The organism is Bacillus sp. SRB3LM (genome assembly GCF_015712745.1).
Lineage (GTDB): Bacteria > Bacillota > Bacilli > Bacillales > Bacillaceae_G > Bacillus_A > Bacillus_A thuringiensis_K.
The window spans coordinates 1-26,696 of the sequence record NZ_VWVQ01000004.1; the positions used below are offsets into that span (position 1 = coordinate 1).

A 26,696-nucleotide genomic window follows, 5' to 3' on the forward strand; every position below is an offset into this window, starting at 1 on the left:
GTTCCGTTGTCTGTTCCCGTTCCGCCTCCTGGGTTTCCTCCAGTTCCGTTATCTGTTCCCGTTCCGCCTCCTGGGTTTCCTTCAGTTCCGTTATCTTTCCCTGTTCCGCCTCCTTGGCTTCCTTCATTATTGCCTGTTGTGTTTTCCATTTTTTTGATAATAGGCGTTTTAGCATTGTGTACTAACGGCATTATGCCATACTGTGATTTATGAACCACATTTTCCACCTTGCTATTTTCCGTTTGTGTTCCTTTATCTTCTTTGTTAGGTTTTTCTTTTTCAGGACTAGTTTCTTTTTTATGAGTCCCACTCAATTCCCACTGCCACATTACAGGAGAGAAAACATCTATATTGATGTTTGGATCTTTTAACTTCACATGCAGATCAATCTTTATATCCCCTTCATTACGAGGAGCTATTGTAATTTCTCCTGCTTCGCTTTGAAGAAAATCACTTGTACGATCCTCACCATCAATATGTAAGAATCCTGTACTTCCATCTAGTTCAAATTCTTCTGGAATCTTTATCTTCAAAATTTGCGGGGATTCCATTTTAATTACTTTCGCAGTATCACTAAATGTAGTTCCATCCTTATAAAGTCTATCCTTTACTTCTTTAATAGCGTTTCCTAAAGATATTTTATTTACAGGATCATAATAAAAATTATTTTCTTTATTATATTTTTTTGTAAATTGAATTACATTTTGCAGTTGTAATTTCGTTGCATCTGGCAAATCACTTTGACCGATTTCTTCCATGTTTAAACTAGGTAATTTCGCAATTAAATTCTCGATTTGTTTCTTTATTCGAGCATCTGGTTGTTTCATTAATGTATTTATGAAAATTTCTTGCTTTCCATCATTCGACATAGATTGCTTCAACTTCTTAATTACCGTCTCTTGAATATCACTTTCTAACTTTCCTGCAAGTTCTGTATCATATTCAGATACTTGTTTTTTTACATCTGCTAAATATTTTTGAATCGCTGAAGCATCAGTTAAAATATTGGGTTCTTTCTCTGAAAACGTAAATTGATTTGAAATAATTTTATTAGCGGATTCCAATGCACTTAATTGCTTTAAAGCATCGCCTGTATTCATATCATTCATATATTGATTAAATTGATTTGTGAAATTATTCGCTAATAAATTGTTATCAGTTTGCATTTTTTGAAAGTTATTAAAACCATCTAAGTACGTACTGTTAGATTTATTCCCTTCATCTAACGCTTGACCGAAACCTTTTAAAACATCCTGAAATCCTTTGAAACTATTAACAGAAACACCTGTATAATCTTGTACTGTTTTACATTGATTTGTGTAATTTGCTAACGGACTATGTATATCTTTTTTATACATAGTTGTTTGAACGTTTCCTTTTTCAATTATTTTACCTATATTATCTTGTGCACCTTGTAGCTTACCGATAATACTCGCAAAATAAACGTCGATTATTTGCTTATTGAAATCTTCTAAAATAACAGAAGCTGTATTTTCTGCCTCAGCTTTCAAATCCTTATTCCCAGTTGCATTTACTTTGTAGTTTAACGTTAATTTCTCTGGAATCTCTGAATCAATCGCAACTGCCTTCCTAGAAAAATCATTTGGAATAACAATCATCATATTGTAATTATTATTTTTCAATCCATTTTCTGCTACCCCGCGACTAACTACGTACCATTCTTGTTTCGTATTTTTATTTACATTTTTAACAAATTGATCTCCAAACGCTATTTTATTGCCCTCAAATACAGTGCCCTGATCTTCATTTACCAACGCAACTGTCATTTTTGGTGTAGTATTCTCATTAGCTTTCTTAACATTTTGATTTAATGCTAAATAGGAGACCCCTGTTGATAGTACAAGAGCTAAAATAATAAACAACAAGATGCTCCATTTGAACTTTTTCACTACTTATCACTCCTGCGACTGCAAGTCTATCTGATGAAAGACTTCGTATCTTACTCTAGTTTTAAAGTAATTTAGCCATACAACGTATGGTTGCATGGCTAAATTATATATTTCTTTTTATCTGTCTTATTGTAGACCGAAATTACGAGAAAGATCTTCGTCATGTCTAGCAACAGCTTCTGCAGTTTTATTAAGCTGCATATTAATTTCTTGTAATAGCTGTGCGAAGTTTTGTACTTTTGGCTTTAATTGATTGAACTGTTGGTCAAAACCTTCGAAAGCACGACCTTCCCATTCTCCTCTTAATTCATTTTGTAAGTTTTGTAGTTGACGTAAAATGTCCTCAATTTGATTTGCACCTTGTCCATATCGAGTCGCTTTCGATTTAAGCTCCTCTGGTGACATACGAATTTGTCCTGCCATTATTAAATCCCCCTTAAAATTAAAAAATAGTAAAATTAACCAATAATCAATTCTACAAATTGATTATATCAATAATTTAAAAATTTCTAAACAAAAAAATGATATTTTTCCAAAATTTCTCTTTTACTATAATAACGATATATTATATAATACTAATTTATTTGTTTTTTAAGCACACTCTATAAATCTACTATAAAATAAAGGCAAACCATCTATTTTATACTTATTCGCTTTAAATTCCAGCGATAAAGTAGCCACTAAATCATTATTTTCTCTTCTCTCATTCAGACTATTCTACTCACTTCAAAGTCATAATTACCTGCCTTTCAACAAACCCAAACTCTTCGTACATCTCTTTTGCAAAATTCCCAGCAAATACATTCAACCGAATTTCTGAATACTTCTCCTTTAATTCCTTAATACCAGCTTCCATCAGTTCTCGCGATAATCCTCTCCCGCGATATTCTGGGAAAACGTACAATTCATATATAAATCCAAGTTTTTCACGAGAAAAATAGTCTGTATTTTCCCCTATTAATATCCATCCCATTACTTTATTTTTTTCTTTAACGATTAAATAGTATGCTCCTTTTTCTACAATCGGCTTTGTAATCTCAATTGCTTTCTCGGTACTTAATTGACAATTCCCTCTCGTCCCTTCAAAAAGCGATTGAGCCGAATATTTTAATATTTCATTGGTATCTTCTTGATTCGCCTTAACAATCATTTTTCACAACTCCCCTTGAATAATAGGCATTACTATCGCTTGTTCAAGATTCTCCGCTTCCATAACAATTGCTGTTAATCCGTGTTCTGTACTTGTTTCATGGAGCTCTCCCTTTTCCCAAAACACAGCTTGTCCCGCCTCTATCTTTATCTTTTCTTTATTTACCCCACATACATATCCTGCTCCATCCACAATAAGAAGCAGTTGAGATACAACTGCTTCGTGATAAAGTGAAACTTTAATCAGTGGGGGTTTTATTCATCCCCCACTGATTATTAGTTAAACCAATCGGGCTTTTACGGGCAGTTGATCCCCCACCTAACTTGTTTGCTTTCGCTGAATTTTGAGGCAGGGTTCTTACTGCCCGTTAATGCGGGATAACCGATGATTCCATTCTCGTGTAAATGCATAGCACCGATATGTATATTCCCTCTATGGTTTAATATTTTCGACATGATGAAATTAGATTGAAATACTGATAGGTGCTTTCCTACTTTTTCACTAAAATCAAAAATTTTCATTACTAGTCCTCCTTATACGTATAAAACCATCCTTACTGTCTGCATCATATGTCCTTCAAAGTCTTCTTCAAATTGCTCTAATTCAGCAAAACCTTTCGCTTCATAAAAGCGTTTTCCTTTTTCATTTGCTGCTTCTACATGTATGTACAATTTCCGTATCCCATTTAATGCTTTAATCCCTCTTTGTAATAAAGCACTTCCGATCCCTTTTCCTTGCTGATCTGGTAACAAATAAATCGCACCTAATTCTGCTTCGTTTTGTAGTCTAACAGGTGAAAAGTTTGCAAACCCTATTACTTTACCCTCTTCTTCCGCAACGAATAAATGTGTATTTTTAAGACGATATTTCATTTTTTCATCAGAGTATGCCTCATCTAAAAAACTATCTTGAATTTCTCTTGGAATAATGCCTTCGTATGTATCATGCCAAGCTATTTTTGCTACTGATTGTACAGCATGAATGTCTTCTTGCTTCATTTCTCTAATTATATATGTCATCTCGATGTCTCCATTCTCTTTAAATTATATTCTGCTAATATACTAGAAGAAACGGCAAAACCATTTTCATAATTCACCTTAATTAATTTTAATTTCTCAATTGAAGCTGTTGCAAAATCAAACTTTCCATAAATATATTCCATTACACTTAAAAACTGCTTTGTATGTAATTTATTTGCAATTGTACAATGCGGAACCCATTTTCCCGGTACGTAATATGAAGTTGGGTTGTCATGAAAAATTTTAAAATAATCATGATAAGAATAATGAAGTTTTAACAATTCATTGGTAACAGTCGGCGCTAAAAAGACCGTTCCATTAGTAGGAAAAATTCCAACAGAAGGAAAAGTTACTGCGTCCATATTTTCTTGAATAGCTACAAACTCCCCTAGTTTCTCAGTATACAAATGAACATCTAACTCATTATAATCCGCAATCGTTATATGAGGTTCTACTCCAGCTAGTTGATTTGTTCCAATTACATTTGTTAATTCATTTTGCAGTTCTGTAATTTTATTAGTAAACACACGATCAAATGTAGCAATAATAGCGTACAATCTTTCTCACCCCTTCGTTACACATAGCGCTTCCCATTCTTCACGAATCATGCCCATTCGAATAGAATCATAGTATGTTCCGTTATAATAACGACACTTTCGCATTCTACCTTCTAAGCTCATTCCTATTTTCTCCGCTACTTTCATCATTCGTTCGTTACCAGACCAAGTCGTGAGCCCTACTCTACCAATTTCCATCTTTTCAAATAATAAATCTCGATATAACGTTAACGCTTCTGTACCGTAGCCACCATTCCAGTAAGTTGGATTATAAATAACAATTCCCATCTCCAACCAACGCGTCGGTTTATGCTCCCAATAAAATCCGACCGTCCCTATAATTTGACCGTTATTTTCTATAATTAAATTTGACAGTGGTTCCTCTTGCAAACGAGTTTGCATCTTCTCTTTATAGGAAGAGTATTCTTGCATTGAGAACTGGAAATATGGCGCATTCCATTTCTTCCATTCTGGGCTTTCTTCTTTAAATATGATATTCCATAATGTTTTTATATCCGATTCTTCTATTGTACGAATTGTAACTTTCTTTCCCTTTAATACAACGTTTTGCATAATTCCCTCCTGCATTCCTCTTTATTTCATATATAATTATAATATTTTTTCAGAAAAATCAAAACTAATATCATTTATTATATTGTATAATTTTGTTATTAGATACCAATTATTGATTTAGAAAGCTGGTGATTCAGTGAAGAATCGATTTAGTATTGCTTTATTTCTCACTATTGTTACGACAAATATTATTCTATATTTCTTCTTACCATCAAATATTGTTACGAAATGGGACTTTAATGGAACGCCTACATCAACAATGGATAAAAGCACTTTTGTAATCGTAAATATAATTATATGTTCCTTCTTATTCTTTGTATTTTTAGCTTTATCTAAAGCAGCGAGTAACCAGAAATTTCTCCATTGGATCGGCAACACAATGTTACTATTCTTATTTTTTGTCGATATTGTCATCGCCCTCATCGCTCTTGGCTTTTCACTTCCTCTTGATCATTTCATATTTTTAGCATTAGGGCTTTTATTTATATTAATAGGTTATTTCAGTTCCAAAATTGATACGACTAAATCAACCGTTTCATTAGAATGGAATGATAAGCACCTTGAAAAAAGAGCTTCAAATATTAGTAGTATTTCAATGATGATAGCAGGTATTTTTTTAGCGATACTTCCTTTTATCGTTTCTGCTCCCTATAGAGGTTATGCTATACTAGCAATTCTTTTAGGAATGACGCTTATCATTCTGCCGAGTACGATTTATTTACTTATTAAAGACAGCAAGCAATCTACTCCTTTAAAAAAATAGGAGGTTATATCCCTCCTATTTCAGCTTAATGTTTTATTTTTCACTTTTTCTATCTCAACTAAAATCCCTTTCTCTATCCAACCCTCTACGCCATCTTTTTTAATTAAATCATATCCTGAACAGCTATCATCAATGAGAGAAACGATATCTCCCTTCCTAACGCTTATTTGCGCACAAGAAATATCAGTTTTCACTGTATATTCACCTGACTTAAGTTGTTTCATATATTCATTTTTTACAGTGAGCACATTATTCGTTTCCTTTTGTTTACATACGGTGTAATCTTGCATCTTCTCGATAGGCTCTATGTAATAATACGGATATGTCACTCCGCCCTGCATTTCTGAATTCGCATTAAAATCCGCTATTACTTCGTACTCTGGAAAATAGTCTACATATGTATAAGAAAACGTATCGTCCGTTTGTTTCCTCTGAATAATAAATACGTTTAATTGCCCTGCTTCTTTAATTGCATTTCCTCCATCAATCGCAATAATTTTTTTCTCCTTATCAATAACTGGATTATTAGACGGTGCTTCTTCAGAATAGTTCACGACAGGCCAATGACCGACTATTACATACTTATTTGCTTTATGTGATTGATTGAAAAACTCCGGCATTGCTATCGCATTTTTGCGCTCAGTTTCTTTCCAATCTACTCTATCTTCTAGACCGGCATGCACAAAAATATAATCTTCTGTTTCAATCGCTGTTGGCAACTCTGTTAGCCAATATAGTTCTTGTGAAAATTCACTTAACAATGCTTCTTTCACTTCACGAATTGAAGTGCCCTCATGAACTGAAAAACCCAATTGCTCTAGCCATTCATTAAAAATTGAATGCTTCCTCGTACATAAATAATTAATAAGACCAGGATTTTCATTTAGAAGAGCATCAACTAAAACTTCACAATTCCCTTCAACAACGTGAACCTTTGAATTGTTCTTTACAAGATTCATAACGTAGTTTACTACGCCTACGCTATCTCGTCCTTTCTCGCAAAGATCTCCATTAATAATTAAATAATCTTCATCTTTAAAGTTAACTTTATGTAGTGCTTCTTTTAAAAGATTTAATTCTCCATGAATATCAGATATGACAATAACTCTAGCATCATTAGGGATTGATAGTTTCTTTATTTTTTTCAAGTATAAGCGCTCCAATCATTCTCTTTATTAAATTAAAACAATTCGACAAAATACACTATATAACCTTTTCAAATACATATACCATAACTTACAACCTATTTACGGTTCAATAATAACTTAATAAATAAGAAGAAGTTGCTCCCAACTTTTGCGGGACAACTTCTTCTTATTATTATTTATAATTCTTTATGAAAAGAATAACTCACCTTATCATACCCTTCTCTTTCATAAAAACGATGAGCATCAATTCTTGAAAATGCTGACGTGAGGACGATAGACTCACATTCGTTTTCCTTTCCCCAGTTCTCTATATACGAAAGTAATACTTTCCCATGTCTTTTTGAACGATGTGCTTCTGCTGTTACAAGGTCATATACGAAAACGTGTTTCTTATTATAAAAGTTCGTACAAATTGCTACACCTGCAAGACTAACAACTTCATCATTCTCATTACACAGCGAAAATAGTTTATAATCTTCTTCTTTCATTTTTCGAAATAAAGAGCTTGTTTCCTCTTTTGAAAGTTTCGTTCTTAATTGCTGTAAAACAGGTAATACTTCATGTAATTGCTCTTCTGTTACTACTTCTTTAACATTCATTTTTAACTCTCCTCTAACTATTTATTTAATTTTCTAAATGTTATATCATTATTATAGAAAGTAACTGCCCTTCACTTAAGTGACAGTTTAAGTGTTTTTTATAAGGCCAGTTTTAAAGGAGAGTTTTATATGGATTTTACTATCCCATTGCAATTACAAAGTAACACACCTATTTACTTGCAAATTTACGAATATATTAAAGCTGAAATTATACAAGGGACTATTTCTGTCGGCACACGTCTACCCTCACACAGAAATTTAGCATCACAACTTAATATTAGCCGCATTACTGTTGAATCAGCTTATCAACAATTATTAGCTGAAGGTTATGTAGAAAGTAAACCGAAACGTGGTATTTTTGTAGCAAATTTCGATATTGACGTTATCCCAAATAAAAAGCCAAATGCAGCAAAGAAGACGAGCAATTTGATAGACGAAAAATTTGAATATGATTGTAGCCAAGGACTTATTGATCAAAATACATTTCCGATTACAAATTGGAAACGAGCATTACAAGAATCCATACTTACATACGAAAATGCACTATTTGCCAAAGAAGACCCTCAAGGTGAATTCGCTCTTCGAGAGCATATATCAACATATTTATATCATTCTCGCGGTGTCCATTCTTCACCTGATCAAATTGTGATTGGCGCCGGAACGCAGCCACTTCTCTGGCTACTACTTCAACTGCTTGGCCCTACAAAAGAATACGGCATTGAAAACCCTGGATTTCACCGTATACACGCAATCATTAAAAGCTGTGATAGACAAATTCATCCCATACCATTGGATGAAAAAGGGATTGATATTTCTAGTTTATACAATACAAATTCCAATGTCGCATACGTTACACCATCACACCAATTTCCGCTCGGGATTATTATGCCTTTATCTAGAAGATTAGAATTGTTAAAGTGGGCTAATGATTGCAATGGATACATTATTGAAGATGACTATGACGGAGAGTTTCGCTACGCTGGTAAGCCGATTCCTTCTTTACAAAGTCTTGATTCAAATGAACGCGTTATTTATATGGGGACTTTCTCAAAATCTTTTTTACCTTCTTTACGAATGGGATATGTTGTTTTACCACCACACCTTTTAAAAACATATCAAGAACTGCATGGAATTTTCAAACAAACAGTCGCTACAATACAACAACTTGCTTTTGCTAACTTTATACAAAGCGGGAATTGGGAACGTCACCTTAATCGGAGTCGTACACTATATAAAAGAAAACATCATGCGTTAGTAAAATCCATTATGAAAGAAATGGGGGCTAATGTTCAAATTCTTGGCGAACAGTCCGGACTTCATATTGTTTTATGTGTCCATAACAGTATGAATGAAAATGAACTGATTGAATCCGCTAAAAAACAAAGCGTTAAATTATACCCACTTTCTCCATATGATTTCGTGAATGATTTACGTAAGGAATCATACGTATTACTCGGCTTTGGTAGTATTCCAGAAAATAAAATTGAAACGTTGGCTAGATTATTAAAAGACGCTTGGTTTCCTAGTTGCAAGGAAACTTTTTAACAGTGGATTTAACTTGTAACATGTTAACAATTCAACAAAATAAAAAAGAAGGCTGTTCCAAAATAACTTTTTGGACAGCCTTCTTCTAGTTATTCACCTGACCTAGCTTTCCTTCCCGGACGTTTCACACCAGTCGTTTCTGTTGAATAGGAAGCTTCGATTATAGCGGCTGGATCTACAGAGAGAACGAGATCTTTCATTTTCGGATAAATGAATCGGTTTGTAATGCAATAAATGATTCTCTTATGCTCCCCTAAAAAACCACCTTCTCCATGTAGATACGTAACAGATAGTTGCAATTCTTTCATAAGTAAATCGCCTATTTCTTTATTCTTACCAGAAATAATCATAACGCTCTTACCTTGATTAATACCATCTAATATAAAATCAATCATCTTCGTAACAATATAGAAAATTGCTAATGAGAACATCGCTTGTTCGATTGAAAATAAAATGGCAACAAAGATGAAAATAACTGCATTTACTGCAAGTAAAAATGTACTAATCGGTACATTAAAGTGTTTATTCATCCAAACTGCTAACATTTCCGAACCGTCAATTGCTCCACCCATTTTAACAACAATCCCAACACCGATTCCAAACAGTACTCCACCATAAAGTACAATTAATAACTCAGAAGTCGTAATTGCTGGAAATGGTTTTAAATAAATTAATCCGAGTGTTGTAACTACATTCGCATAAGATGTACGGATAAAAAATTTCTTTCCCATTACTTTTGCAGTAAATAATAAAATTGGGATATTAATTCCTAAGAACACACCATAAAGCGGCAATCCTGCGACTTTATTTGCCATAATAGCAATAGCCGTTACCCCGCCATCTACTAATCCATTAGGTGCTAAAATAAGCTCTAATGAACCTGCTACTATAATTGAGCCAATTGTTAATAATACGTATTCAAATACTTTCTTCATTCATTACCCCCAAAACTTATATATTTTCTTAGTATTATTTTAACGTAATTTTACTACTAATTCAAAGGTATCGATTTATATACACAAAAGTTTCTCCTTTATCGCTATTTTTATGTAACACATGTAACGCGTAATACTAAAAACACACTTACAAATTAAAAGTAAGTGTGTTTTTAACATCTATTTAATCTTTACGTACGGCTTCATTTTTAATTTGAATATTTCCTCAACTGCCCTTTGATATCCACCGGCATTTCTAAGCGACTCTCCCACTTTACGACTATTCTCCTTAAACGTCACATCATCCATTACTTTCTTTACAGTCTCACGTAACAATTCAGAAGTTAACTCGTTGCGATTAAGTCTTATGCCTGCCCCTACTTCAGTCAATCGTTTTGCAACGAATGGCTGATCTCCTGTTACCGGAATTACAACTAATGGAACACCATAATATAACGCTTCACTCGAACTATTCATACCACCATGTGTCACGAATACATCAGCATGCTGTAAAACTTCTAATTGCGGGACATAATTATACAACTTAAAGTTTTTCGGGATATTTTCAAATTGACTTATATTTATCTTCTTACCAACGACTAATACGACTGTCGCATCAACATCTTTAAACGCTTCAAAACATTTTTCATACAGAGCTGGTTGTTCATTAAAAACTGTTCCCATAGAAATGAAAATCACTTTTTCATTTTTTAAATCTTCGGCAGGAAAACTCCCCACTTCTTTTCGAGTAGCAATTGATGGACCTACAAATTTATACGATTCATCAAATACCTCTGAACGCGGCTGATATTCTTTTGAAGTATATACAATCGTAATATCACCAGGATGGTTCATAATATCATACATACTATTACATTTCATTCCATACTGCTTATTCCATCTTTCCATTCCCGTTAAACAAGATTGATATAATGGATCCATTTCATCTACTTGTCTCGATTCTTGCTCATCATGAAAATTAATGTACTGATTAACAGCAAACGTTGTACAGGATGAAACGCTTGGTAATTGTAAAATATTCACTATAATACGTCCTACTGGAAAATGATTATCATATATTAAATAATCATATTTTTCCTCTTTTGTTTCTTCTACAATTTGAGTAACAATACGCTCTGATGCTTCAATCATATGAGATAGCATCGTCAAAGGGCTCCCACCTTCATTTACTCGTTCCATAATATTAATTTGAGAGAGAAAATTCTCAAACACTCGGAATTCCGCACCTGTTGCTTCAACCTTCTTTCTATAATCTTCAATACAATAAGAAACAACTGTTTCCCCTCGCTGAATTAACTCACTTACAACAGCTAAAGTCGGATTAATATGACCTTCCCCAGGAAAATTTATTACGAGTACATTTGCCATAACATTCTCTCCTATCCAATTAATATAATAAAATTAACAATTAATTATATTAATTAATTTAAGTCTATTATAAATGAATGCATTCTACTTCTTCATGCTTTTCTCTTCATTTTATTATTGAGAAATATTTTCTATAGTCTACATTATTGTGATTCACAATCTTATAAATGAATGCTTAATTTTACTTTTACTCTTCATAGATTTAAAGATACGAGTCTTACATTCAAGTATTACCACCATTATTTTTAGACAATTCATACAAAAATAGAGAAATATAATATTTTTAATGAATTTTCACTATAAATGTAAGTATGCTTTCAATCTTTTTATCTTTATCCTCATAACACATCATCTGTTATATAATGAATTTATGGAATTTACAGAAAAAGGAGTCTTTTCATGTTACAACAACTATTCAATTCAACTATTCAATTCATCTATTCTATCCGTTCAAGCCTTGCACCCAGGTTATGAAGATCATGCAAGTGATGTTTTTCTCGTTCAAACAGAAGATACAGAAGTTATCGTTCGTGCTTCTAAAATGAATGAAGAACCAAATAATGATTTTTGGTGGGGGTGTAAAAATCTATTTGGAATTGATCCAAGGAACGTCCATCATTTAGAAACTGTACATACATTGCTGCAAGAACATACGAATCTTCCTATCCCAACAATATTAGAAAAACATGTTTTAAATAGCCGTGAATTTGTGGTGGTCGAAAAGTTAGTAGGTAACACAGTTCAATCTTTTATCGAGCAACCAGATTCTATTTTATTCAGCCTAGGAAAAGGACTTGCAGAAATACATAAATTTAAAGCCGATTTCATAGGAAATCCGTCAGGCACGTTCCAAGTTCCACTAGATGAATTCCAATCACATATTTTAAACGTGAGTAAAGAGCTTGCGAATATGTTTTATTCCGATGATGAAAGCATAAAAAATGCATTCCCTACCTTTGAATCACAACTTTCTTCCCTGTCCGTACCAAAGGAATCTACACTCATCTTAATTGATATGGATCCTACTCAATTTTTATCTGACGGTACAACTATTACGGGTTTAGTAGATACTGAAGCTTACGCTGTTGCTCCGCGAGAGCTTGATTTTATCGGACTAGAATATGTACTTACCGAAAAAGAAGCACATGCCTTTAAACGTGGTTACGAAACAATTATGTCTATTCCTCACTTAGAAGAATATAGACAGCCTTATCGTTATTTATACCGACTGTTATCTGTGCAAGGTAATGTGGAATTAAAGGAATGGTTAAGTCACCCATCCTATTTTTAAATACGAATGAGAGGGATTATGAAATGGATATTCAGAAAAAGCGTTCTGTAACAGAAAGTGAAATACAACAAATGAAGGATTTGGCTTATATTTGCGGGCAACAAGACAATCTTGATTACTCTTCAGATTTACATATCAACTTTTTAAAAAATCGAAATGAAGATTATATAAACGATTTTCTTCTTTATAACGGTACTCAATTAATTGGCGCTTTAAATATGTATGATTTCGAAAGACCAACAAAGCTTGAACTAATAGGCTTTGTACATCCTCATTTTAGAAAACAACGTTTCGGAACTATCCTTTTACAAACTGCAATAAAAGAAATAGAAAATAGAGAGACAGATGAAGCTCTTCTTATTATTAATGGGGATTCTATTTCTGGGAATGAATTTGTAAAACATATGAAGTTACCATATTTATATAGTGAATATAGTATGGAGTTCAAAACAAACGAAATTCAAAAAACAACAGATAATAATATACAGCTTACTCTTGCACCTTCAGAATCACTTCTTGATCTTATTGAAATTTCTAGTAAAGCTTTTGGTGATTCAGTAGAAAATACGGCTACATGGTTACAAAAAATGATGAATTCATCTTCCCATCAAGTTTACAGTGCCCTTATTGCTGGAAAAGTGATAGGAACAATTACAGTTTCTAAACAAGAGCAATCTACTACACTATCAGGATTCGCCGTTCATCCTTCTTATCAAGGTAAAGGATACGGAAAAGATATTCTTTGTAATATAGTACATACTCTTATTACAGAAGGAGTTTCAACAATTGAGTTAGACGTCGAAACGAAAAATATCCACGCTTTAAAACTATATACACAATGTGGTTTTGAAATTAACACGAGGCATGACTATTATAATTTAATTAATTTTTAGGTGAATACATATGTTAAAAAAACAATTTATTCTAATTATGATATTTTAGCAGACATCTATAATAAACATTGGGGACATTTTGTTGAATACTCCTATCCAGCCTCGTTTTACAAGATGCTCTTCCCTACTCTCGTATATTAGATCTTTGTTGCGGGACTGGTCATCTCTGCCGGTAATAGTTTAATTTAGTTGAACTAAAAAGTGTGTTTCGCAAAGTTTACTCCGTATTACATAACGAGGGTATATTCGCATTTGATATGAATAAAAAAATAAAAAAACTGAATCGAAATAATTCAGTTTTTTCTTAATATATTTACAATTGCAGTTGTTTCGTCATTTTCTTTATAGACACGCGGAATTCTTCTATCTAGCATACATGTAACTTCATAGTTTATTGTACCTAACATATCCGCTATTTCTTCTACTGCGATATTTTCTTCACCTTGTTTACCGTAGAATACTACTTCGTCTCCTACTTGTACTGGCATCGCTTTTGAAACATCCAACATTAACTGATCCATACAAACACGGCCAATAACAGGTACTCGAACCCCATTAATTAACGCATAGCCTTTATTAGATAATTGACGATTATAACCATCAGCATAACCAATTGGTACAGTCGCAATCCATTCTTCACCAGTTGTTACATACGTATTCCCATAACTTACACCACGATTCTTCTTCGCATGTTTAATATGAGCTACTTTTGATTTTAACGACAACGCAGGCTGTAAAGAAACGACTGAATGATCCACTTCTTTTGATGGATACATACCGTACACTCCTATTCCAACGCGTACCATATTTTGAAATGTGTTACTTAATTCCATTGATCCCGCACTATTTGAACTATGAATATATGGTATTTGAATTCCTAATTCTTTCGCTGTATTAACAGCCTTTTCAAATAAACTTGTTTGCATATTCGTATATGATTTATCGATTTCATCTGCCGTAGAGTAATGCGTAAATATCCCTACTACCTCTACATACTCCATACGGTTTAATTCTTCTAAAAATGGTTTAACTTCTTCTTCTTGTAAACCGATACGACTCATTCCTGTATCAATTTTCACTTGAATTTGTACTTTCTTTTGAAGACGGTTTGCAATTTCATTTATACCATGTAAATCTTCTACTCTATAAACAGTCATCATAACGTCATATTGAATTACATCTTCTACAGCCGCTACTGGTGTGTATCCTAAAATTAAAATTGGTACAGTAATTCCTGCTTCTCTTAATTCTATTGCTTCATCTACAAATGCAACTGCAAGTTGATGTATTCCCGCTTCAATTGCAGCTTTGGCAACTTCAACTGCCCCATGGCCATACCCATTCGCTTTTACAGCAGCCATCATCTTAATTTCTTCATCATTTACATGTTTTTTAAATTCTTTTACATTATGTTTTACAGCATTTAAGTCAATTTCTACAATTGTATCTCTTCCATATTTCAAACTCATTGGTCTAACTCCTAACTCAATAATTGCATTCCATTCTATTTCACGTTTCATATGACCTTTTACAATATAATACTTTTCATTATGCTAGTCAAACTACTAGAATCTTCGGAATTTTGAGTATGATATAATATCCTCAAGAAACTATTATATACGGAGACGAGGAGAATTACAATGTTTGTTCAATCTGCATTGCATCAACTAAAAGTTGCTATTGATACTTCTATTTATATGCTTAACCAATATAGTGAAAACGATTTAAAAATACAACTTTGTACATAAGTCTTTACATCCCGTCCAAATGATTCGTATCATTAATGAAATGCACCGTTTTTTGTTCACCCTCAATTTCAATTAAACTTATTCCCGTATCTCCTATTTTGAAATAGTAGTCCATTGAAATTGGCATTTTGAAAAATGCACGTAATAGACTATTAATTACGCCTCCATGGGCAACAATTGCAATTCGATCATATGTATTCTCTATCATAATTTTAGAAAAGATTCCTTCTATTCTCATTCGAAACTCAATAAATGATTCTCCGTTTTCAAAACGGTCATGAAGAAACTTTGGCTCTGGATATTTCTTTGCTTCTTCAAATGATAAGCCTGCTTGCACTCCATTATTAAACTCCATTAATTCCTCTTCTAATTGAATTGGACAACCAATTGCTTCTGCTAATGTTTCACCCGTTTCGCGAGCGCGTTTTAATGTGCTTGCCCAAATGAAATCTGGCGCAAAATCTTTTTTCACTTTCTGTACAAGTCTTTGTACTTGTTGTCTCCCTTTGTCAGTTAACTCAAAATCAGCTCGACCTTCATGCACATGTAAAATATCAGCTTCTGATTCTCCGTGGCGTATTAGTAGTATTTGCATGTTTCTCTCCCCCTTTATTTAACATTCATAAAATTCCATTATATCACATTTTAAGATTCCAAAATAAAAAAGGAACGGTCTCCCGTCCCTCATCCATTCACTTTTTCCGCATCATTCCAATAATATTTACTAAACGCTTCTGTTAACACATCAATTGTGTTATATAATTCATCTAACGTATTATCAACACCACCAACTTCAATTAACATCGCATTTTTCGATAAATCTTGATTATAAACGCCATTTCCATCTTTTTTATACTTTGGAAAAATCCCTCTACTTAATCCGTAATAGTTTTCATCTAAATAACTATTGATCGCTCTTGCAATTTTTTCATTTTCAGCATGGCCTTCATTTTCCATCCCAATTATAAAATATAATCTTGCATACGATTTTCCGTTAATTACTTTTGTTGTTACTTTCTTACGCTGATCGTCACGGTGTATATCAATCGGAAACCCAATTTTATTATTTTGTGCTAATGCTTCTTTTACATATTCATGAGACGCTTTATATGACTGATACCATACCCACTTTTTACTCGCTAATAAATCACCCATATTCGTTTTATCATGAACTACCGGAATTCCTTGTCCTTCAAGTTGCTCTTTCATACGTTTCCCTAGTAAAGACACATTTACATCTGGGCTAGATGGATCAGTTGCCCCTGGTAATAATGGAAAGAAGGATTCCCAGCTATGTGTATGATAAATATATACTGCACTTTCACCTTTTTTCGCTCCGTTCTTTTTCTGAACCGGATTATTCTTTTCCGCTTCTGTAACTTTATCTTTTGCTATTTCCCGTTCTTTCGTTACTTCTTCAATCGGTACACTAGATTCATTTGGGATATTCGTCAAGTTTGTCCCTTCCCCAGCTACGATAATATTAGAATAATACTTTGACATACCAGGTACTTCTTTACCGACGAATGTTCTTAAATCTTTAATTTTCAAATCTGTCGCGATAGAGAACATTAAATTCCCAACTGACTCTCTTTTATTCTTCTTAAAATAATCAAATCCGTAATAGCGATTCTCACTTTCTATCATTTGAACAAAACCTTGCATCGATACTTTTCCAAACCATTGATTTGCATAATTCGATTTCATTGTATGTAAAAATGACGTCAAAATCGACGCTATCATAATTACTATTAGCGCATATAAAAGGAGTAACGAAATCAGTTTCTTCCCATGTATTCGAGTTGCATACTTTTTCACTGCATCACCTTCTTTATACATGGATATGTACAAGCTTTTCGGAATATACGCAAAAAAAGAGAAATGGTATCCCATTTCTCTTCCTCACTTTTATTGTTCTTTTCCTGTATCATTTGAAGGTAGTTTCTTCGCTTGTTTTTCTTTAAATATTTCTCCAATTGCCCCAAGAGTACCAAGTGTTTCAATTGCATTAGACGGAATAAAGACTTTATTTGCTGGTCCTTTTGCAACTTCAGCTAATGATTCAAATGATTTGTAAGCAAGTATACGCTCATCCAAATTGGCTTCACGAAGCAATTCAATACGATTTTGTTCTGCTTTTGCGATTTCTTCAATTGCCCTTGCTTCCCCTTGCGCTTCTAATTCTTTTGCTTCTTTTATACCTTCAGCTTCGCGAATACGCGCTTCTTTATCCCCTTCAGCCATCAAGATTTTACTTTGCTTTTCCCCTTCAGCACGAAGGACTTTATCTTGTTTTGCTGCTTCAGCTTCTAAAATAATCGCACGTTTATTACGCTCAGCCTTCATTTGTTTTTCCATTGATGCTTGCACATCTTTTGGCGGGTTAATATCAACAACTTCGACACGTTCAATACGTACGCCCCATTTTTCTGTTGCTTCATCAAGCGCTAAGCGGATTTCTGTTGAAATTTTTTCACGACCAGATAACGTTTCATCCAGTTCCATTTTACCGATAATTTGACGCATCGTTGCTGAAGTAATATTACGAACACCATATTCATAGTTTGAAATACCATATGTCGCAAGTTCTGGTTCAACAATTTGATAGAAAATAATAGTATCAATTTCTACTTGAACATTATCTTTCGTAATTACCTTTTGCGGTGGTACATTCGTTTGTTGAATACGTAAGTCATGATATACACGAACACGATCTACAATTGGTATTAAAATATTTAACCCTGGGTGCATGATACGTTGAAACTTACCAAATCTTTCAACAACCCCAACTTTTTGCTGAGGAATAATTTTAATTGTTAATGCGATAAATGTAACTACAATTAGTGCGAATATAATCGTTAACGTTAATGCTACCATATTTATTCACTCTCCTTTTTCACTTGTAATATAGTACTATGCCTCTTTATAACAACGACTTTTTCTCCAGCATCAATTGAAGAATCTGCAATAGCTGTCCAAGTATCTCCATCCACTTTCACAATACCATTCGCTTCATTTGTAATCGCTTGCATAACGATTCCTTTTTTACCAACAAGCATATCTACTGTATCAGTAAAACCTTTTGCTTCTCGAAAGTTTTTTGAAATTCTTTTCGTAAAGAATGTCAAAGTTAAACTTACAATTGCACCAACAGTAACTTGTAACAGTAGTGCATCAGGAGCAAACAAAGCAATAAGACCTCCGACAACAGCTCCAATTCCAAGCCAAAGCATGTAAAATGTAATCGACAACATTTCTGCGATAAATAAAATACCAGCTATTATAAACCAAATTACCCAAGCAGCCATATGCAACCCTCACTTTCTTTCTCATTTTCTATATGTATATGAAGAAAAGAATGGTTTATCCGCCCTTTCTTACACTTGGGCGTTTGCTACAAGCTATTGTACATACTCACTGTTACAATGATCATTAATATAATACTATATCAATATATTCTTCATTATACATGAAAATCCCTTTCAAAAAGTGACAAAAAATTAAATTCTTTAAAAATTTTAATTTTTAAATTACAATTATTCTAATTACTAAATACTATTTTTTATAGAGGTGATAATCTTATTGAGAAACCTGTCACTAATCTACTATTTAGGTTCCAAAATATGCATTACTCTCGCTGACATCGTATATGTAATGATTATTACAACTCATATTTATATAGCAACTAAATCAGCTACTATTACTGCTCTTTTTCCATTATTACAAGTTATCACAAATCTAATTGCTAACATCTCTGCACCACTTATAATAAATCGTTTTCCATCTTATACGCTGTTATATACGCTCCAATGGCTGAAAACAGTCTTTTTACTATTATTAATGATTTTGTTCCCGGTCTTATCCACAAACATTATAGCTCTATTAACTTTTATTTTTGTCATTTCATTATGTAGTGGGTGGAGTGCTCCGTTATTATACGGTATTCTCCCGCGCCTTACACCGAAAGAAAAATTAGTAAAAGTAAATAGTATCTTTTCCTTTTCAACACAAATTGTGCAAGCCGTTGCTTATTCATTTACGAGTATTGTCGTTCTTCTCATTGGCGCTACTTCTACACTCATGATTAATAACATTTTAATGATTTTCGGATGCATTGCATTACATTTTTCATTACGTTCCATACATACTGAAAGAATAGCAGATTCTCCCTCTTCCAAAAGTACTGTTTTATTGGAAGGTTGGAAACTCCTATTTCAAAATCCTTCTCTCCGTACCGTTACATATATGGACTTAATCGAAACTTTCGCAGGGACAATATGGATTGGTGCTATTACGATGGCATACGTTACGACTATCCTTCATAAGGGCGAAGAATGGTGGGGATATATTAATACAAGTTATTATGTTGGCACGTTAATCGGTGGTCTATTAGCCTGGAAAATGAGTTCCTATATTCAAAACAATTTAATACGATCTATGTCGATTGGCTCTCTTATGTTTAGTATTCTTACATTTTTATACGGTATGACAAGCAGCGGATTTATTGCGCTTTTTCTATGTGTTCTAATGGGACCATGTTATCAAATTAGAGATATTTCCCAAACGACTGTTTTACAATCAAGTGTCGCCCCTGCTTTATTATCCAAAATGTATACAGCACATGGTGCACTTCTTTCAACAGCCTCTGGACTATCTATGCTTAGCATTGGCATTATTACTGATATGTTCGGTGTTCGTACAATTTATATCATCGCTTCTATTCTTATTTTATGTTCCGCTTGTTTATCTTTTAGTTTATTAAAATATCATAAGACAGAGCAGAACGATATTTCACTTTAATCACTAAAACAAAGAGGACAGGGATTCCTGTCCTCTTTGTTTATTCTATTCATGATAAGTTGGGGATTTTTCTATGCTTTGTCGCTTGTTCAAAAGCATAAGCTAGCTTAATTAATATCCCTTCACTAAAGGCAGTACTTGCAATCGTAATTCCAAAAGGTCTCCCGCTTTCCATATACCCAGCTGGTATTGCTATAGACGGATAACCCGCTTTCGCACATATAGTAGAACCTATATAGGAAGGAAACAGTATTGCATCAAGATTATATTTTTCCAATGCAAAATCAATGCCTTGTTCTTGAGAAAAATATATATCTTCTAATCTCGCATTTAAATATTCTGGATTTCGTAACGTATTTGGAAAGTCTTTTCTTCCCTCTAACTTAGTTTGTCCATATTTTAAAGCTCTTTCTGCTATGTTTTTATTAAACTCCATTAACTCCGAAATAGAATGTATCGGAATAGTAGAAGGTAATTTAGAAAGATAGTTATCTAAACTATGCTTCAGTTCATAAAGCGGAACTCCCCAACTCCATTTTCTATGAAAAGAAGGAATATCAATATTTTCTACTACTGTCGCTCCTTCATTACGTAATACTTGGATCGTTTCCTTAAACAAGTTTTCATCATACTCACCATTTTCGTAATAATCTTTTGGTGCAGCGTTAAACACACCAATCTTCGCTCCATTTAAGCCATTAACATCAAGATATTTTGTATAATCATGCTCTGCCCTACCTTCACTTCTATGAGTAGCAACATCTTTCTCATCTACCCCAATTAAACTCCCTAGCAAAATAGAAGCATCGGTTACTGTTCTAGCAAATGGTCCAGCTGTATCTTGCGAATAAGTGAATGGAATAATTCCTCTACGACTAATTAGACCGACAGTCGGTTTAATGCCAACTACAGAGTTTTGAACAGCGGGGCTCAAAATAGAAGCATCGGTTTCTGTCCCAACAGATACTACTGTAAAGTTAGCAGCAACTGCTATCGCAGAGCCTGTACTTGAGCCCCCAACAAACATACCATCCTTACCCGTTCCGTATGGATTAATTGTTTGACCACCTCTTGCACTATATCCAGCCCACATTTTAAAAGACATTGCATTTGCTAATTCTGTCATATTCGTTTTTCCTATTATCACGGCCCCTGCTTCTCGCAGTTTAGTAACGAGAAATGCATCTTCACTACTTATATTTTGTTCTAGAGCAATCGTACCTGCACTTGTATGCATGGAGTCATTCGTTTCAATATTATCCTTAACCAAAACAGGTATACCATGTAGCGGACCCCTTACACCCTTTGTCTTTCTTTCATGATCTAACGCTTCTGCAATAAAAATTGCATCTGGATTGATTTCTAAAATTGAATTGATTTTCGGTCCGTCTTGATCATACTTTGCGATTCTATAAAGATAATACATCACTAGCTCTTTTGAAGTTAACTTTCCTGATTCCATTTCATTTTGAATATCTTGAATTGTTAATTCCTTTTTTAAGATTGGATTAAACTGAATTTCCATTTATATTCTCCCTTATATGAACTTTTTTAGCGTATACCCCTTACTTTTTCACCTCAACACATCCTAAATTAATATCCCTTTAAAGAAATTCAATTTCCTTATTTAAACACCTTTAATTTCCCGAAAAATAAAAAAAGTCTGAAACGGATTAACCTTCGTTTCAGACTCTAACGTTACTGTGTGTATATTTCATCTAATAAATGTAAAAACTCACCTTGTTTCCCAGCTAATTCAGGGCATTTTGCAATATCAACCCATTCGTAGCAAAATACTAATCCTTTATCTTCCTCACCAGCACTTACAATATGTTCCCAAGTATCCTTTACATCTGTTAGTAAAGTAACATGGAAAAAGTGGCGTTTTTCATATTCCTGTTTTTCTTTCATATGTATGATGTAATCTGCTAAAAAACGTTCTATGCATAAATGACGCAATCCGGATTCTTCCTGTACTTCACGCAATATAGCCGCTTCTAACGTTTCACCTTCATCAACCGTTCCTCCTGGCACTTGAATACCAGCTTCATGTATATCACGATGTTTAAAAACAAGTAATTGCATAACCCCCTCTTTTTCTCTTGTAATATATGCATGTACTTTTTTCTTATATAACATCGTCATTATACGTCTCTCCCCTCAATCATTTACTCTGTTACTTCTTCAAGCGTCAGTTGATTATCATACAAATATGTAGCTTGTGGATTTCCCACATACCTTACGTGCCATGGTTCATACCGATAGCCCGTAATCGTTTCTTTCGCTTTTGTGTATCGAATCACAAAACCAAATTTATGGGCATTTTCAGAAAGCCACTGACCTTCTTTCGTTTCCCCAAAAACCGTCTCTAACTGAAATTTAGCAGATTGAGACGTAATATCCATAGCTAATCCAGTTTGATGCTCACTTGTGCCAGGAACCGCGCTAGACATTGCTGTTTTTGCTTCCCCATCTTGTTTTTTATACATCGTATTTAATGCTTTTTGTCGATCAAAGGATCTAAATCCAGAAACTGCAAAAAGAAAAATACGCTCGTTGTTAGCTTGCTGGAACATTTCCTCAAGCGCCCTCGCTGCCTCTTTTCTCATCTTTTTCTTTTCTTGATCACCTTCACTAGAGTAGCGCACTTTCGGAATAACTAAATCTGGCGGTCTATAACCATCTGGTAAACGCCTACTTTTATTCACAAGTACAAGCATTGAATTCGGATTATTAATTACCGCAATATCCCCATCCATATTAGCAATCGTTTCTTTCGCTTTCGGAAATATGCTATTTACACTTACTTCCCGCGCTTGCTTATCCTTATACATTTTATAATTGATTCCTGCTACTCCAACAATAATTATTGCAGCTACGATACCGAGTAGTGCCCATCTTTTTTTCATATAACGACCTCTTATTTTAATAATTTGGCCATTTCATACTCATCGATTTCCTTTCCATCGATAATAAGAGCAGCTTTTTTGACACCTTCTTTCTCAAATCCAGCTTTTTTATATAGTGTCTGAGCTCTTGTATTGTGGGCCATTACTGTTAATTCTAAACGCCATACATCATGTAATTTTGCCCACTTCTCAACCTCTTTAAACAATCTCGTCCCAATACCTCGCCCGTTATACTCTTGCAAAATACCAATTACAATGGTTGCCACATGTCTCTTTCTTTGAATGTTATTTCCATTCACTAATATAAAACCTACTATCCTCTCATCTTCAACTGCTACAAATATTGTTGCATATTCATTTTCTATAAAGCGATGGATTATTTTTTCTTGTTGCTCAGCTGTAGTTTTTCTTTCTCCTGGTTCATATAACATAAACTTCGTTTCTTCATCTAATTGCTTACTTAATTGTAAAAATGATGCTGCATCTTCTATTTCGATCTCCCTAATCACTTCAATCACCCTACCAGTTTCATAATAAAAAGTTTTCCTTATAAAAAGATTTTCTCTACTTTCTCGAAAATCCCTTTGTAAATCTCCTACTATAAATTGACAAATTTCGATATTACTATAACACCGACAAATTATGTCTATTCTGTGACGTCTCACCATTACAAAGAAAAAACGCAAGCATTACACTTACGTTTTTCCAAAATTGAAGTGAGCTAATAATTATCGATAGATGTCCTGGCTAATTCACGTTTCACTTTATCCATTCACTTTTTCTGCCTGCCAAAAATATTCACCAAATGCTTTAGCAAGTGCATCAATTGATCGATTCAATTCTTCCTCCGTATTATCTACACCGCCAACTTCTATTAATATCGCTTGTCCTGATAGGTCTTGATTATAGATTCCATTTCCTGTCTGGAACCCTTTTTGAATGACCCCACGACTCACTCCTGGATATTTCTTATTAATCGCCTCATGTAAAGCTGTCGCTAATTGTAAGTTTTTTTCATAGTTTTTATTTCCTTTCCCTACTACAAATGCAAGCTTTGCATATGATTTATCTCCAATTGTTTTTGTCGTTACATTCTTTCGGGCACTATCACGATGCAAATCAAAAAAGTATTGAAGATCTTTATTTCCAGCCATAGCTTGTTGCACAATTTCTCGTGACATTTTATACGAACTATTACTATTTAAACCTTTACTTATTAACTTTTGACCAACATCACTCTTATCGTTAGTAGCTCCAATCCCTTCACCTTCTAGTTGTTCACGGAAACGGTCTCCTAACATAGAAATATTCGATACAGAACTCGTTGCTTTATTCGGATTCGGGTCATTCGTTAAGTTAAGTAAAGGTAAATAAGATTCCCAGCTATGTGTATGATAAATAAACGCAACTTGTCTCTTTCCAGTCGTTTGGGACGGCTGTTTTTTCTCTTTATTCGTATCTTGTTTAGGTGCTTGTCCAGTTCCACTAGTCCGTTCCTTCACTACTTCTTCAAGAGGAACACTCGACTCTATCGGTAAGTTAGAATAATTTGTACCCTCACCCGCAATAACAATTTCAGTATCGTACTTACCGAAACCGGGGAGCTCTTTCCCGACAAAACTGCGTATATCATTAAAGCGAATATTTGTAGCCATAGAAAAGAGAAAAGAAGAAATTGAAAAATCTTGATTCAAATTTCGATACTCCTGTGTAAAATAATGATTCTCTTTTCCAAGTACATACATGTAACCATTCATCGATAACTCATTTAACCAATTATATAAATACGTTGACTTCGTCTCTTTCATAGAGGTTACCATCAGACTAATAAGAAAAAAAGTCGCTAGCACTGTAGTAATAACAAATAAAACTAACTTACGCATACTTGTAAACTTCATAAAAAAAAAGCCCCGATTCATACTATCACCTCTCTATTTCAAGTTATGTACAAGCCCTAGAGAATAGACCGTTAAAATTTCGGCTATATTGTTAATGAGGTGAAATGAATTGAAGCTATTAATAGGAATATTACCAATCGCTCTATCATTCATTTTTTATTTGTCCGCTAAGCATCCAAAAATCTCTATTGTGCTACATATTTCTGCGTACTTGGCACTTTATGTACTCGGTATAATTATTTCCATTAATATATACGATGTTTTAATACAAGATTTAGTTTTCATGACGAGCATTCATGGAATTTTACTGAATCCATTTTTCCTTATTGCAGGAGCGTATATAGGAACATACACTTTGTACCTACTTTTGTCTCACATTATTATGAAAATAAAAAATGGAGCGTAATGAAATGCAACCACCATTTATCTGTCATACATGCAAAAAAAGAATTGTGAGAAAGAAAGATCTTATTACAGCCACATGGTACTTCCGCTTTTATTTATTTCACAGTGATTGTTATAAAGGACAGCAAGTGTTCATCTCACGATTTCTCCCTTTGAATACACTTTTCAATTTCTTTCTTATTGTATATGGACTTATTTTTGGCAGTATTCTTATGATTACAGAACCATCTATTATTTGGCTGACTTTCTTTTTCCCCATTTTTTATCGGTTTCTTTCTTATTATTATGTTGAACGTTTTTTCTCCACATAATGCGCAGACTGATCTCTCGGAATACTTAAACATTCCCACTCATTTTCTTTTAACATCTTCCCAATGTAAATAATCTGACCAATATGCAATGCATAATGAGAAATTTGCCTTTCAATTGCTTGCATGACAGTATGTTCTTCACCGCGAATGTATACCGTCTTCAATAAGTGTTCCGGCGTTAAAGTATTTATCGTATTAAAAACATATTTCCATCCTTCTTGCCAAGCTATAATGGCTTCTTCTTTTGAATGATAGCATCCCTCAAATTCACCATCTCGATTACGATCTGTTTTTTCACCATCAGACGTAAAAAAATCCGTCCATCTAGAACGCATATTACCGTGCAGATGCTTAATAATAATCGCTATACTATTTGTTTCTTCATGAGAAGACCATTGTATTTGTTCATATGATAATTGAGAAAGTGCCCGTTCTCCTTGTTTCTTTATTGCTTTAAAGTTCGAAATCGCACATTGTAAATATTCTCGTCCGATATCCATATTAGCCCCTACCTTCACCCTAGCTAATTTTTGTTCCATTTGGCAATTCCATATTAGGCTGAAGCAACACTACATCATCAGCTTCAGGAACGCCGCCAAGCACAAGCACTTCTGATTTGAATCCAGCTACACGCTTTGGTGGAAAGTTTACAACAGCAACGATTTGTTGACCGATTAACTCTTCTGGACTATACCTTTTCGTAATTTGAGCACTTGACTGCTTTATCCCGATTTCTCCAAAATCTATTGCTAGTTTAATCGCTGGTACTCTCGCTTCTTTAAATTCCTCTGCATGTATTACAGTTCTAATTCTCAAATCCAAATTTAAAAAATCTTCAAAATTAGCCATTTAT

The 26,696-nt window shown here is 33.8% G+C and carries 29 protein-coding genes and 3 pseudogenes; 9 read left to right on the forward strand and 23 right to left on the reverse strand.

Annotation, left to right across the window (positions count from 1 at the left end; translation table 11 throughout):
- The 7 genes and pseudogenes from esaA to F3I02_RS01560 form a co-directional block, all read right to left on the reverse strand.
- Positions 1-1,910, reverse strand: a 1,910-nt coding sequence (gene esaA / locus F3I02_RS01525) for a type VII secretion protein EsaA (protein WP_196477490.1), incomplete at its 3' end; no start/stop codon positions are given.
- Positions 1,911-2,036: 126 nt separating this feature from the next.
- A complete protein-coding gene (locus tag F3I02_RS01530) occupies positions 2,037-2,333 on the reverse strand; it encodes a WXG100 family type VII secretion target (protein ID WP_000918601.1) in 297 nt (98 codons plus the stop codon).
- A gap of 298 nt (positions 2,334-2,631) precedes the next feature.
- Complete coding sequence (locus F3I02_RS01535) at positions 2,632-3,060, reverse strand: GNAT family N-acetyltransferase (RefSeq protein ID WP_000635650.1); 429 nt, start codon at positions 3,058-3,060, stop codon at positions 2,632-2,634.
- 3 nt (positions 3,061-3,063) lie between these two features.
- Positions 3,064-3,581 (reverse strand): annotated as a pseudogene (locus F3I02_RS34805) (cupin).
- A 12-nt stretch (positions 3,582-3,593) separates the two neighbouring features.
- Positions 3,594-4,079: a GNAT family N-acetyltransferase gene (locus F3I02_RS01550; RefSeq protein ID WP_000221052.1), complete on the reverse strand. Its 486-nt coding sequence runs from the start codon at positions 4,077-4,079 to the stop codon at positions 3,594-3,596.
- Positions 4,076-4,636 carry a 2'-5' RNA ligase family protein gene (locus F3I02_RS01555; RefSeq protein ID WP_196477491.1) on the reverse strand — a complete coding sequence of 187 codons (561 nt, stop codon included), beginning with the start codon at positions 4,634-4,636 and terminating at the stop codon, positions 4,076-4,078. The genes F3I02_RS01550 and F3I02_RS01555 overlap by 4 nt, the downstream gene beginning before the upstream one ends.
- 6 nt (positions 4,637-4,642) lie before the next feature.
- The gene (locus F3I02_RS01560) at positions 4,643-5,209 is read right to left on the reverse strand and encodes a GNAT family N-acetyltransferase (protein ID WP_196477492.1); all 567 of its coding nucleotides are present in this window, start codon (positions 5,207-5,209) and stop codon (positions 4,643-4,645) included.
- A 136-nt stretch (positions 5,210-5,345) separates the two neighbouring features.
- Between F3I02_RS01560 and F3I02_RS01565 the strand changes: the two genes are divergently transcribed.
- Complete coding sequence (locus tag F3I02_RS01565; protein WP_003300956.1) at positions 5,346-5,972, forward strand: DUF1648 domain-containing protein; 627 nt, start codon at positions 5,346-5,348, stop codon at positions 5,970-5,972.
- A 20-nt stretch (positions 5,973-5,992) separates the two neighbouring features.
- Here the strand turns inward: F3I02_RS01565 and F3I02_RS01570 are convergent, their stop codons facing one another.
- Positions 5,993-7,120, reverse strand: a complete 1,128-nt coding sequence (locus F3I02_RS01570; RefSeq protein ID WP_000721382.1) for a metallophosphoesterase — start codon at positions 7,118-7,120, stop codon at positions 5,993-5,995.
- 176 nt (positions 7,121-7,296) lie between these two features.
- Entirely contained in the window at positions 7,297-7,719 is a 423-nt protein-coding gene (locus F3I02_RS01575) for a GNAT family N-acetyltransferase (RefSeq protein WP_001101115.1), read from the reverse strand.
- A gap of 129 nt (positions 7,720-7,848) precedes the next feature.
- Between F3I02_RS01575 and pdxR the strand changes: the two genes are divergently transcribed.
- Entirely contained in the window at positions 7,849-9,264 is a 1,416-nt protein-coding gene (gene pdxR / locus F3I02_RS01580) for a MocR-like pyridoxine biosynthesis transcription factor PdxR (RefSeq protein WP_196477493.1), read from the forward strand.
- An 89-nt stretch (positions 9,265-9,353) separates the two neighbouring features.
- Here the strand turns inward: pdxR and F3I02_RS01585 are convergent, their stop codons facing one another.
- Both F3I02_RS01585 and F3I02_RS01590 read right to left on the reverse strand, forming a co-directional pair.
- Positions 9,354-10,199 (reverse strand): YitT family protein, encoded by an 846-nt coding sequence (locus F3I02_RS01585; RefSeq protein ID WP_000755125.1) that lies wholly within the window; start codon positions 10,197-10,199, stop codon positions 9,354-9,356.
- 180 nt (positions 10,200-10,379) lie between these two features.
- Complete coding sequence (locus tag F3I02_RS01590) at positions 10,380-11,588, reverse strand: macrolide family glycosyltransferase (RefSeq protein WP_196477494.1); 1,209 nt, start codon at positions 11,586-11,588, stop codon at positions 10,380-10,382.
- Between the two features lie 370 nt (positions 11,589-11,958).
- Between F3I02_RS01590 and F3I02_RS01595 the strand changes: the two genes are divergently transcribed.
- The 3 genes and pseudogenes from F3I02_RS01595 to F3I02_RS34810 form a co-directional block, all read left to right on the forward strand.
- The gene (locus tag F3I02_RS01595) at positions 11,959-12,879 is read left to right on the forward strand and encodes a nitrate reductase (protein ID WP_196477495.1); all 921 of its coding nucleotides are present in this window, start codon (positions 11,959-11,961) and stop codon (positions 12,877-12,879) included.
- Between the two features lie 23 nt (positions 12,880-12,902).
- Positions 12,903-13,772 (forward strand): GNAT family N-acetyltransferase, encoded by an 870-nt coding sequence (locus F3I02_RS01600; RefSeq protein ID WP_046945153.1) that lies wholly within the window; start codon positions 12,903-12,905, stop codon positions 13,770-13,772.
- Positions 13,773-13,945 (forward strand): annotated as a pseudogene (locus tag F3I02_RS34810) (class I SAM-dependent methyltransferase); the annotation flags it as partial.
- A 120-nt stretch (positions 13,946-14,065) separates the two neighbouring features.
- On the opposite strand, the gene alr reads toward F3I02_RS34810, so the two are convergent.
- Positions 14,066-15,241: an alanine racemase gene (alr, locus tag F3I02_RS01605; protein WP_001987589.1), complete on the reverse strand. Its 1,176-nt coding sequence runs from the start codon at positions 15,239-15,241 to the stop codon at positions 14,066-14,068.
- A 171-nt stretch (positions 15,242-15,412) separates the two neighbouring features.
- Between alr and F3I02_RS01610 the strand changes: the two are divergent.
- Positions 15,413-15,508: pseudogene (locus F3I02_RS01610) on the forward strand (DinB family protein); the annotation flags it as partial.
- A 16-nt stretch (positions 15,509-15,524) separates the two neighbouring features.
- Here the strand turns inward: F3I02_RS01610 and F3I02_RS01615 are convergent.
- The 4 genes from F3I02_RS01615 to F3I02_RS01630 all read right to left on the reverse strand — a co-directional run bounded on the left by F3I02_RS01615 (position 15,525) and on the right by F3I02_RS01630 (position 18,828).
- Complete coding sequence (locus tag F3I02_RS01615) at positions 15,525-16,115, reverse strand: histidine phosphatase family protein (RefSeq protein WP_131251390.1); 591 nt, start codon at positions 16,113-16,115, stop codon at positions 15,525-15,527.
- An 89-nt stretch (positions 16,116-16,204) separates the two neighbouring features.
- Entirely contained in the window at positions 16,205-17,413 is a 1,209-nt protein-coding gene (gene spoIIP / locus F3I02_RS01620; RefSeq protein WP_308018182.1) for a stage II sporulation protein P, read from the reverse strand.
- Positions 17,414-17,428: 15 nt separating this feature from the next.
- On the reverse strand, positions 17,429-18,397 hold the full coding sequence (locus F3I02_RS01625) for an SPFH domain-containing protein (RefSeq protein ID WP_000226252.1): 969 nt from the start codon (positions 18,395-18,397) through the stop codon (positions 17,429-17,431).
- 2 nt (positions 18,398-18,399) lie between these two features.
- Positions 18,400-18,828, reverse strand: a complete 429-nt coding sequence (locus F3I02_RS01630; protein ID WP_000741974.1) for an NfeD family protein — start codon at positions 18,826-18,828, stop codon at positions 18,400-18,402.
- Positions 18,829-19,102: 274 nt separating this feature from the next.
- On the opposite strand from F3I02_RS01630, the gene F3I02_RS01635 reads away from it, so the two are divergent.
- Entirely contained in the window at positions 19,103-20,320 is a 1,218-nt protein-coding gene (locus F3I02_RS01635) for an MFS transporter (protein ID WP_001245230.1), read from the forward strand.
- A 49-nt stretch (positions 20,321-20,369) separates the two neighbouring features.
- On the opposite strand, the gene F3I02_RS01640 is transcribed toward F3I02_RS01635, so the two are convergent.
- From F3I02_RS01640 to spoIIP (F3I02_RS01660), 5 genes are all read right to left on the reverse strand, one after another.
- Complete coding sequence (locus F3I02_RS01640; RefSeq protein WP_131251388.1) at positions 20,370-21,845, reverse strand: amidase family protein; 1,476 nt, start codon at positions 21,843-21,845, stop codon at positions 20,370-20,372.
- Between the two features lie 173 nt (positions 21,846-22,018).
- A complete protein-coding gene (locus tag F3I02_RS01645) occupies positions 22,019-22,465 on the reverse strand; it encodes an NUDIX hydrolase (protein WP_000178284.1) in 447 nt (148 codons plus the stop codon).
- Positions 22,466-22,488: 23 nt separating this feature from the next.
- Positions 22,489-23,229: a M15 family metallopeptidase gene (locus F3I02_RS01650; protein ID WP_000747650.1), complete on the reverse strand. Its 741-nt coding sequence runs from the start codon at positions 23,227-23,229 to the stop codon at positions 22,489-22,491.
- A gap of 11 nt (positions 23,230-23,240) precedes the next feature.
- A complete protein-coding gene (locus F3I02_RS01655) occupies positions 23,241-23,738 on the reverse strand; it encodes a GNAT family N-acetyltransferase (protein ID WP_000617569.1) in 498 nt (165 codons plus the stop codon).
- Between the two features lie 255 nt (positions 23,739-23,993).
- A complete protein-coding gene (gene spoIIP / locus F3I02_RS01660; protein ID WP_001079281.1) occupies positions 23,994-25,148 on the reverse strand; it encodes a stage II sporulation protein P in 1,155 nt (384 codons plus the stop codon).
- Positions 25,149-25,236: 88 nt separating this feature from the next.
- Between spoIIP (F3I02_RS01660) and F3I02_RS01665 the strand changes: the two genes are divergently transcribed.
- Entirely contained in the window at positions 25,237-25,533 is a 297-nt protein-coding gene (locus F3I02_RS01665; protein ID WP_000770727.1) for a hypothetical protein, read from the forward strand.
- A gap of 4 nt (positions 25,534-25,537) precedes the next feature.
- A complete protein-coding gene (locus F3I02_RS01670; RefSeq protein ID WP_002163956.1) occupies positions 25,538-25,843 on the forward strand; it encodes a hypothetical protein in 306 nt (101 codons plus the stop codon).
- On the opposite strand, the gene F3I02_RS01675 is transcribed toward F3I02_RS01670, so the two are convergent.
- Both F3I02_RS01675 and csaA read right to left on the reverse strand, forming a co-directional pair.
- On the reverse strand, positions 25,816-26,382 hold the full coding sequence (locus F3I02_RS01675; RefSeq protein ID WP_000435826.1) for a DUF1572 domain-containing protein: 567 nt from the start codon (positions 26,380-26,382) through the stop codon (positions 25,816-25,818). The genes F3I02_RS01670 and F3I02_RS01675 overlap by 28 nt on opposite strands.
- A complete protein-coding gene (gene csaA, locus F3I02_RS01680; RefSeq protein ID WP_196477496.1) occupies positions 26,363-26,692 on the reverse strand; it encodes a chaperone CsaA in 330 nt (109 codons plus the stop codon). Before csaA ends, F3I02_RS01675 begins: the two co-directional genes overlap by 20 nt.
- Between the last annotated feature and the right edge of the window lie 4 nt (positions 26,693-26,696).

Excerpts from the sequence above, each read along its gene's own strand:
- F3I02_RS01600 (WP_046945153.1), top strand. The coding sequence starts at position 12,903 with ATGGATATTCAGAAAAAGCGTTCTGTAACAGAAAGTGAAATACAACAA.
- F3I02_RS01645 (WP_000178284.1), bottom strand. The coding sequence starts at position 22,465 with ATGACGATGTTATATAAGAAAAAAGTACATGCATATATTACAAGAGAA.
- spoIIP (WP_308018182.1), bottom strand. The coding sequence starts at position 17,413 with ATGGGATACCATTTCTCTTTTTTTGCGTATATTCCGAAAAGCTTGTAC.
- F3I02_RS01560 (WP_196477492.1), bottom strand. The coding sequence starts at position 5,209 with ATGCAAAACGTTGTATTAAAGGGAAAGAAAGTTACAATTCGTACAATA.
- spoIIP (WP_001079281.1), bottom strand. The coding sequence starts at position 25,148 with ATGAATCGGGGCTTTTTTTTTATGAAGTTTACAAGTATGCGTAAGTTA.
- F3I02_RS01595 (WP_196477495.1), top strand. The coding sequence starts at position 11,959 with ATGGAATTTACAGAAAAAGGAGTCTTTTCATGTTACAACAACTATTCA.
- F3I02_RS01585 (WP_000755125.1), bottom strand. The coding sequence starts at position 10,199 with ATGAAGAAAGTATTTGAATACGTATTATTAACAATTGGCTCAATTATA.
- F3I02_RS01670 (WP_002163956.1), top strand. The coding sequence starts at position 25,538 with ATGCAACCACCATTTATCTGTCATACATGCAAAAAAAGAATTGTGAGA.
- F3I02_RS01630 (WP_000741974.1), bottom strand. The coding sequence starts at position 18,828 with ATGGCTGCTTGGGTAATTTGGTTTATAATAGCTGGTATTTTATTTATC.
- pdxR (WP_196477493.1), top strand. The coding sequence starts at position 7,849 with ATGGATTTTACTATCCCATTGCAATTACAAAGTAACACACCTATTTAC.
- F3I02_RS01625 (WP_000226252.1), bottom strand. The coding sequence starts at position 18,397 with ATGGTAGCATTAACGTTAACGATTATATTCGCACTAATTGTAGTTACA.
- F3I02_RS01615 (WP_131251390.1), bottom strand. The coding sequence starts at position 16,115 with ATGCAAATACTACTAATACGCCACGGAGAATCAGAAGCTGATATTTTA.
- csaA (WP_196477496.1), bottom strand. The coding sequence starts at position 26,692 with ATGGCTAATTTTGAAGATTTTTTAAATTTGGATTTGAGAATTAGAACT.
- F3I02_RS01590 (WP_196477494.1), bottom strand. The coding sequence starts at position 11,588 with ATGGCAAATGTACTCGTAATAAATTTTCCTGGGGAAGGTCATATTAAT.
- F3I02_RS01550 (WP_000221052.1), bottom strand. The coding sequence starts at position 4,079 with ATGACATATATAATTAGAGAAATGAAGCAAGAAGACATTCATGCTGTA.
- alr (WP_001987589.1), bottom strand. The coding sequence starts at position 15,241 with ATGAGTTTGAAATATGGAAGAGATACAATTGTAGAAATTGACTTAAAT.
- F3I02_RS01675 (WP_000435826.1), bottom strand. The coding sequence starts at position 26,382 with ATGGAACAAAAATTAGCTAGGGTGAAGGTAGGGGCTAATATGGATATC.
- F3I02_RS01535 (WP_000635650.1), bottom strand. The coding sequence starts at position 3,060 with ATGATTGTTAAGGCGAATCAAGAAGATACCAATGAAATATTAAAATAT.
- F3I02_RS01575 (WP_001101115.1), bottom strand. The coding sequence starts at position 7,719 with ATGAATGTTAAAGAAGTAGTAACAGAAGAGCAATTACATGAAGTATTA.
- F3I02_RS01640 (WP_131251388.1), bottom strand. The coding sequence starts at position 21,845 with ATGGAAATTCAGTTTAATCCAATCTTAAAAAAGGAATTAACAATTCAA.
- F3I02_RS01650 (WP_000747650.1), bottom strand. The coding sequence starts at position 23,229 with ATGAAAAAAAGATGGGCACTACTCGGTATCGTAGCTGCAATAATTATT.
- F3I02_RS01530 (WP_000918601.1), bottom strand. The coding sequence starts at position 2,333 with ATGGCAGGACAAATTCGTATGTCACCAGAGGAGCTTAAATCGAAAGCG.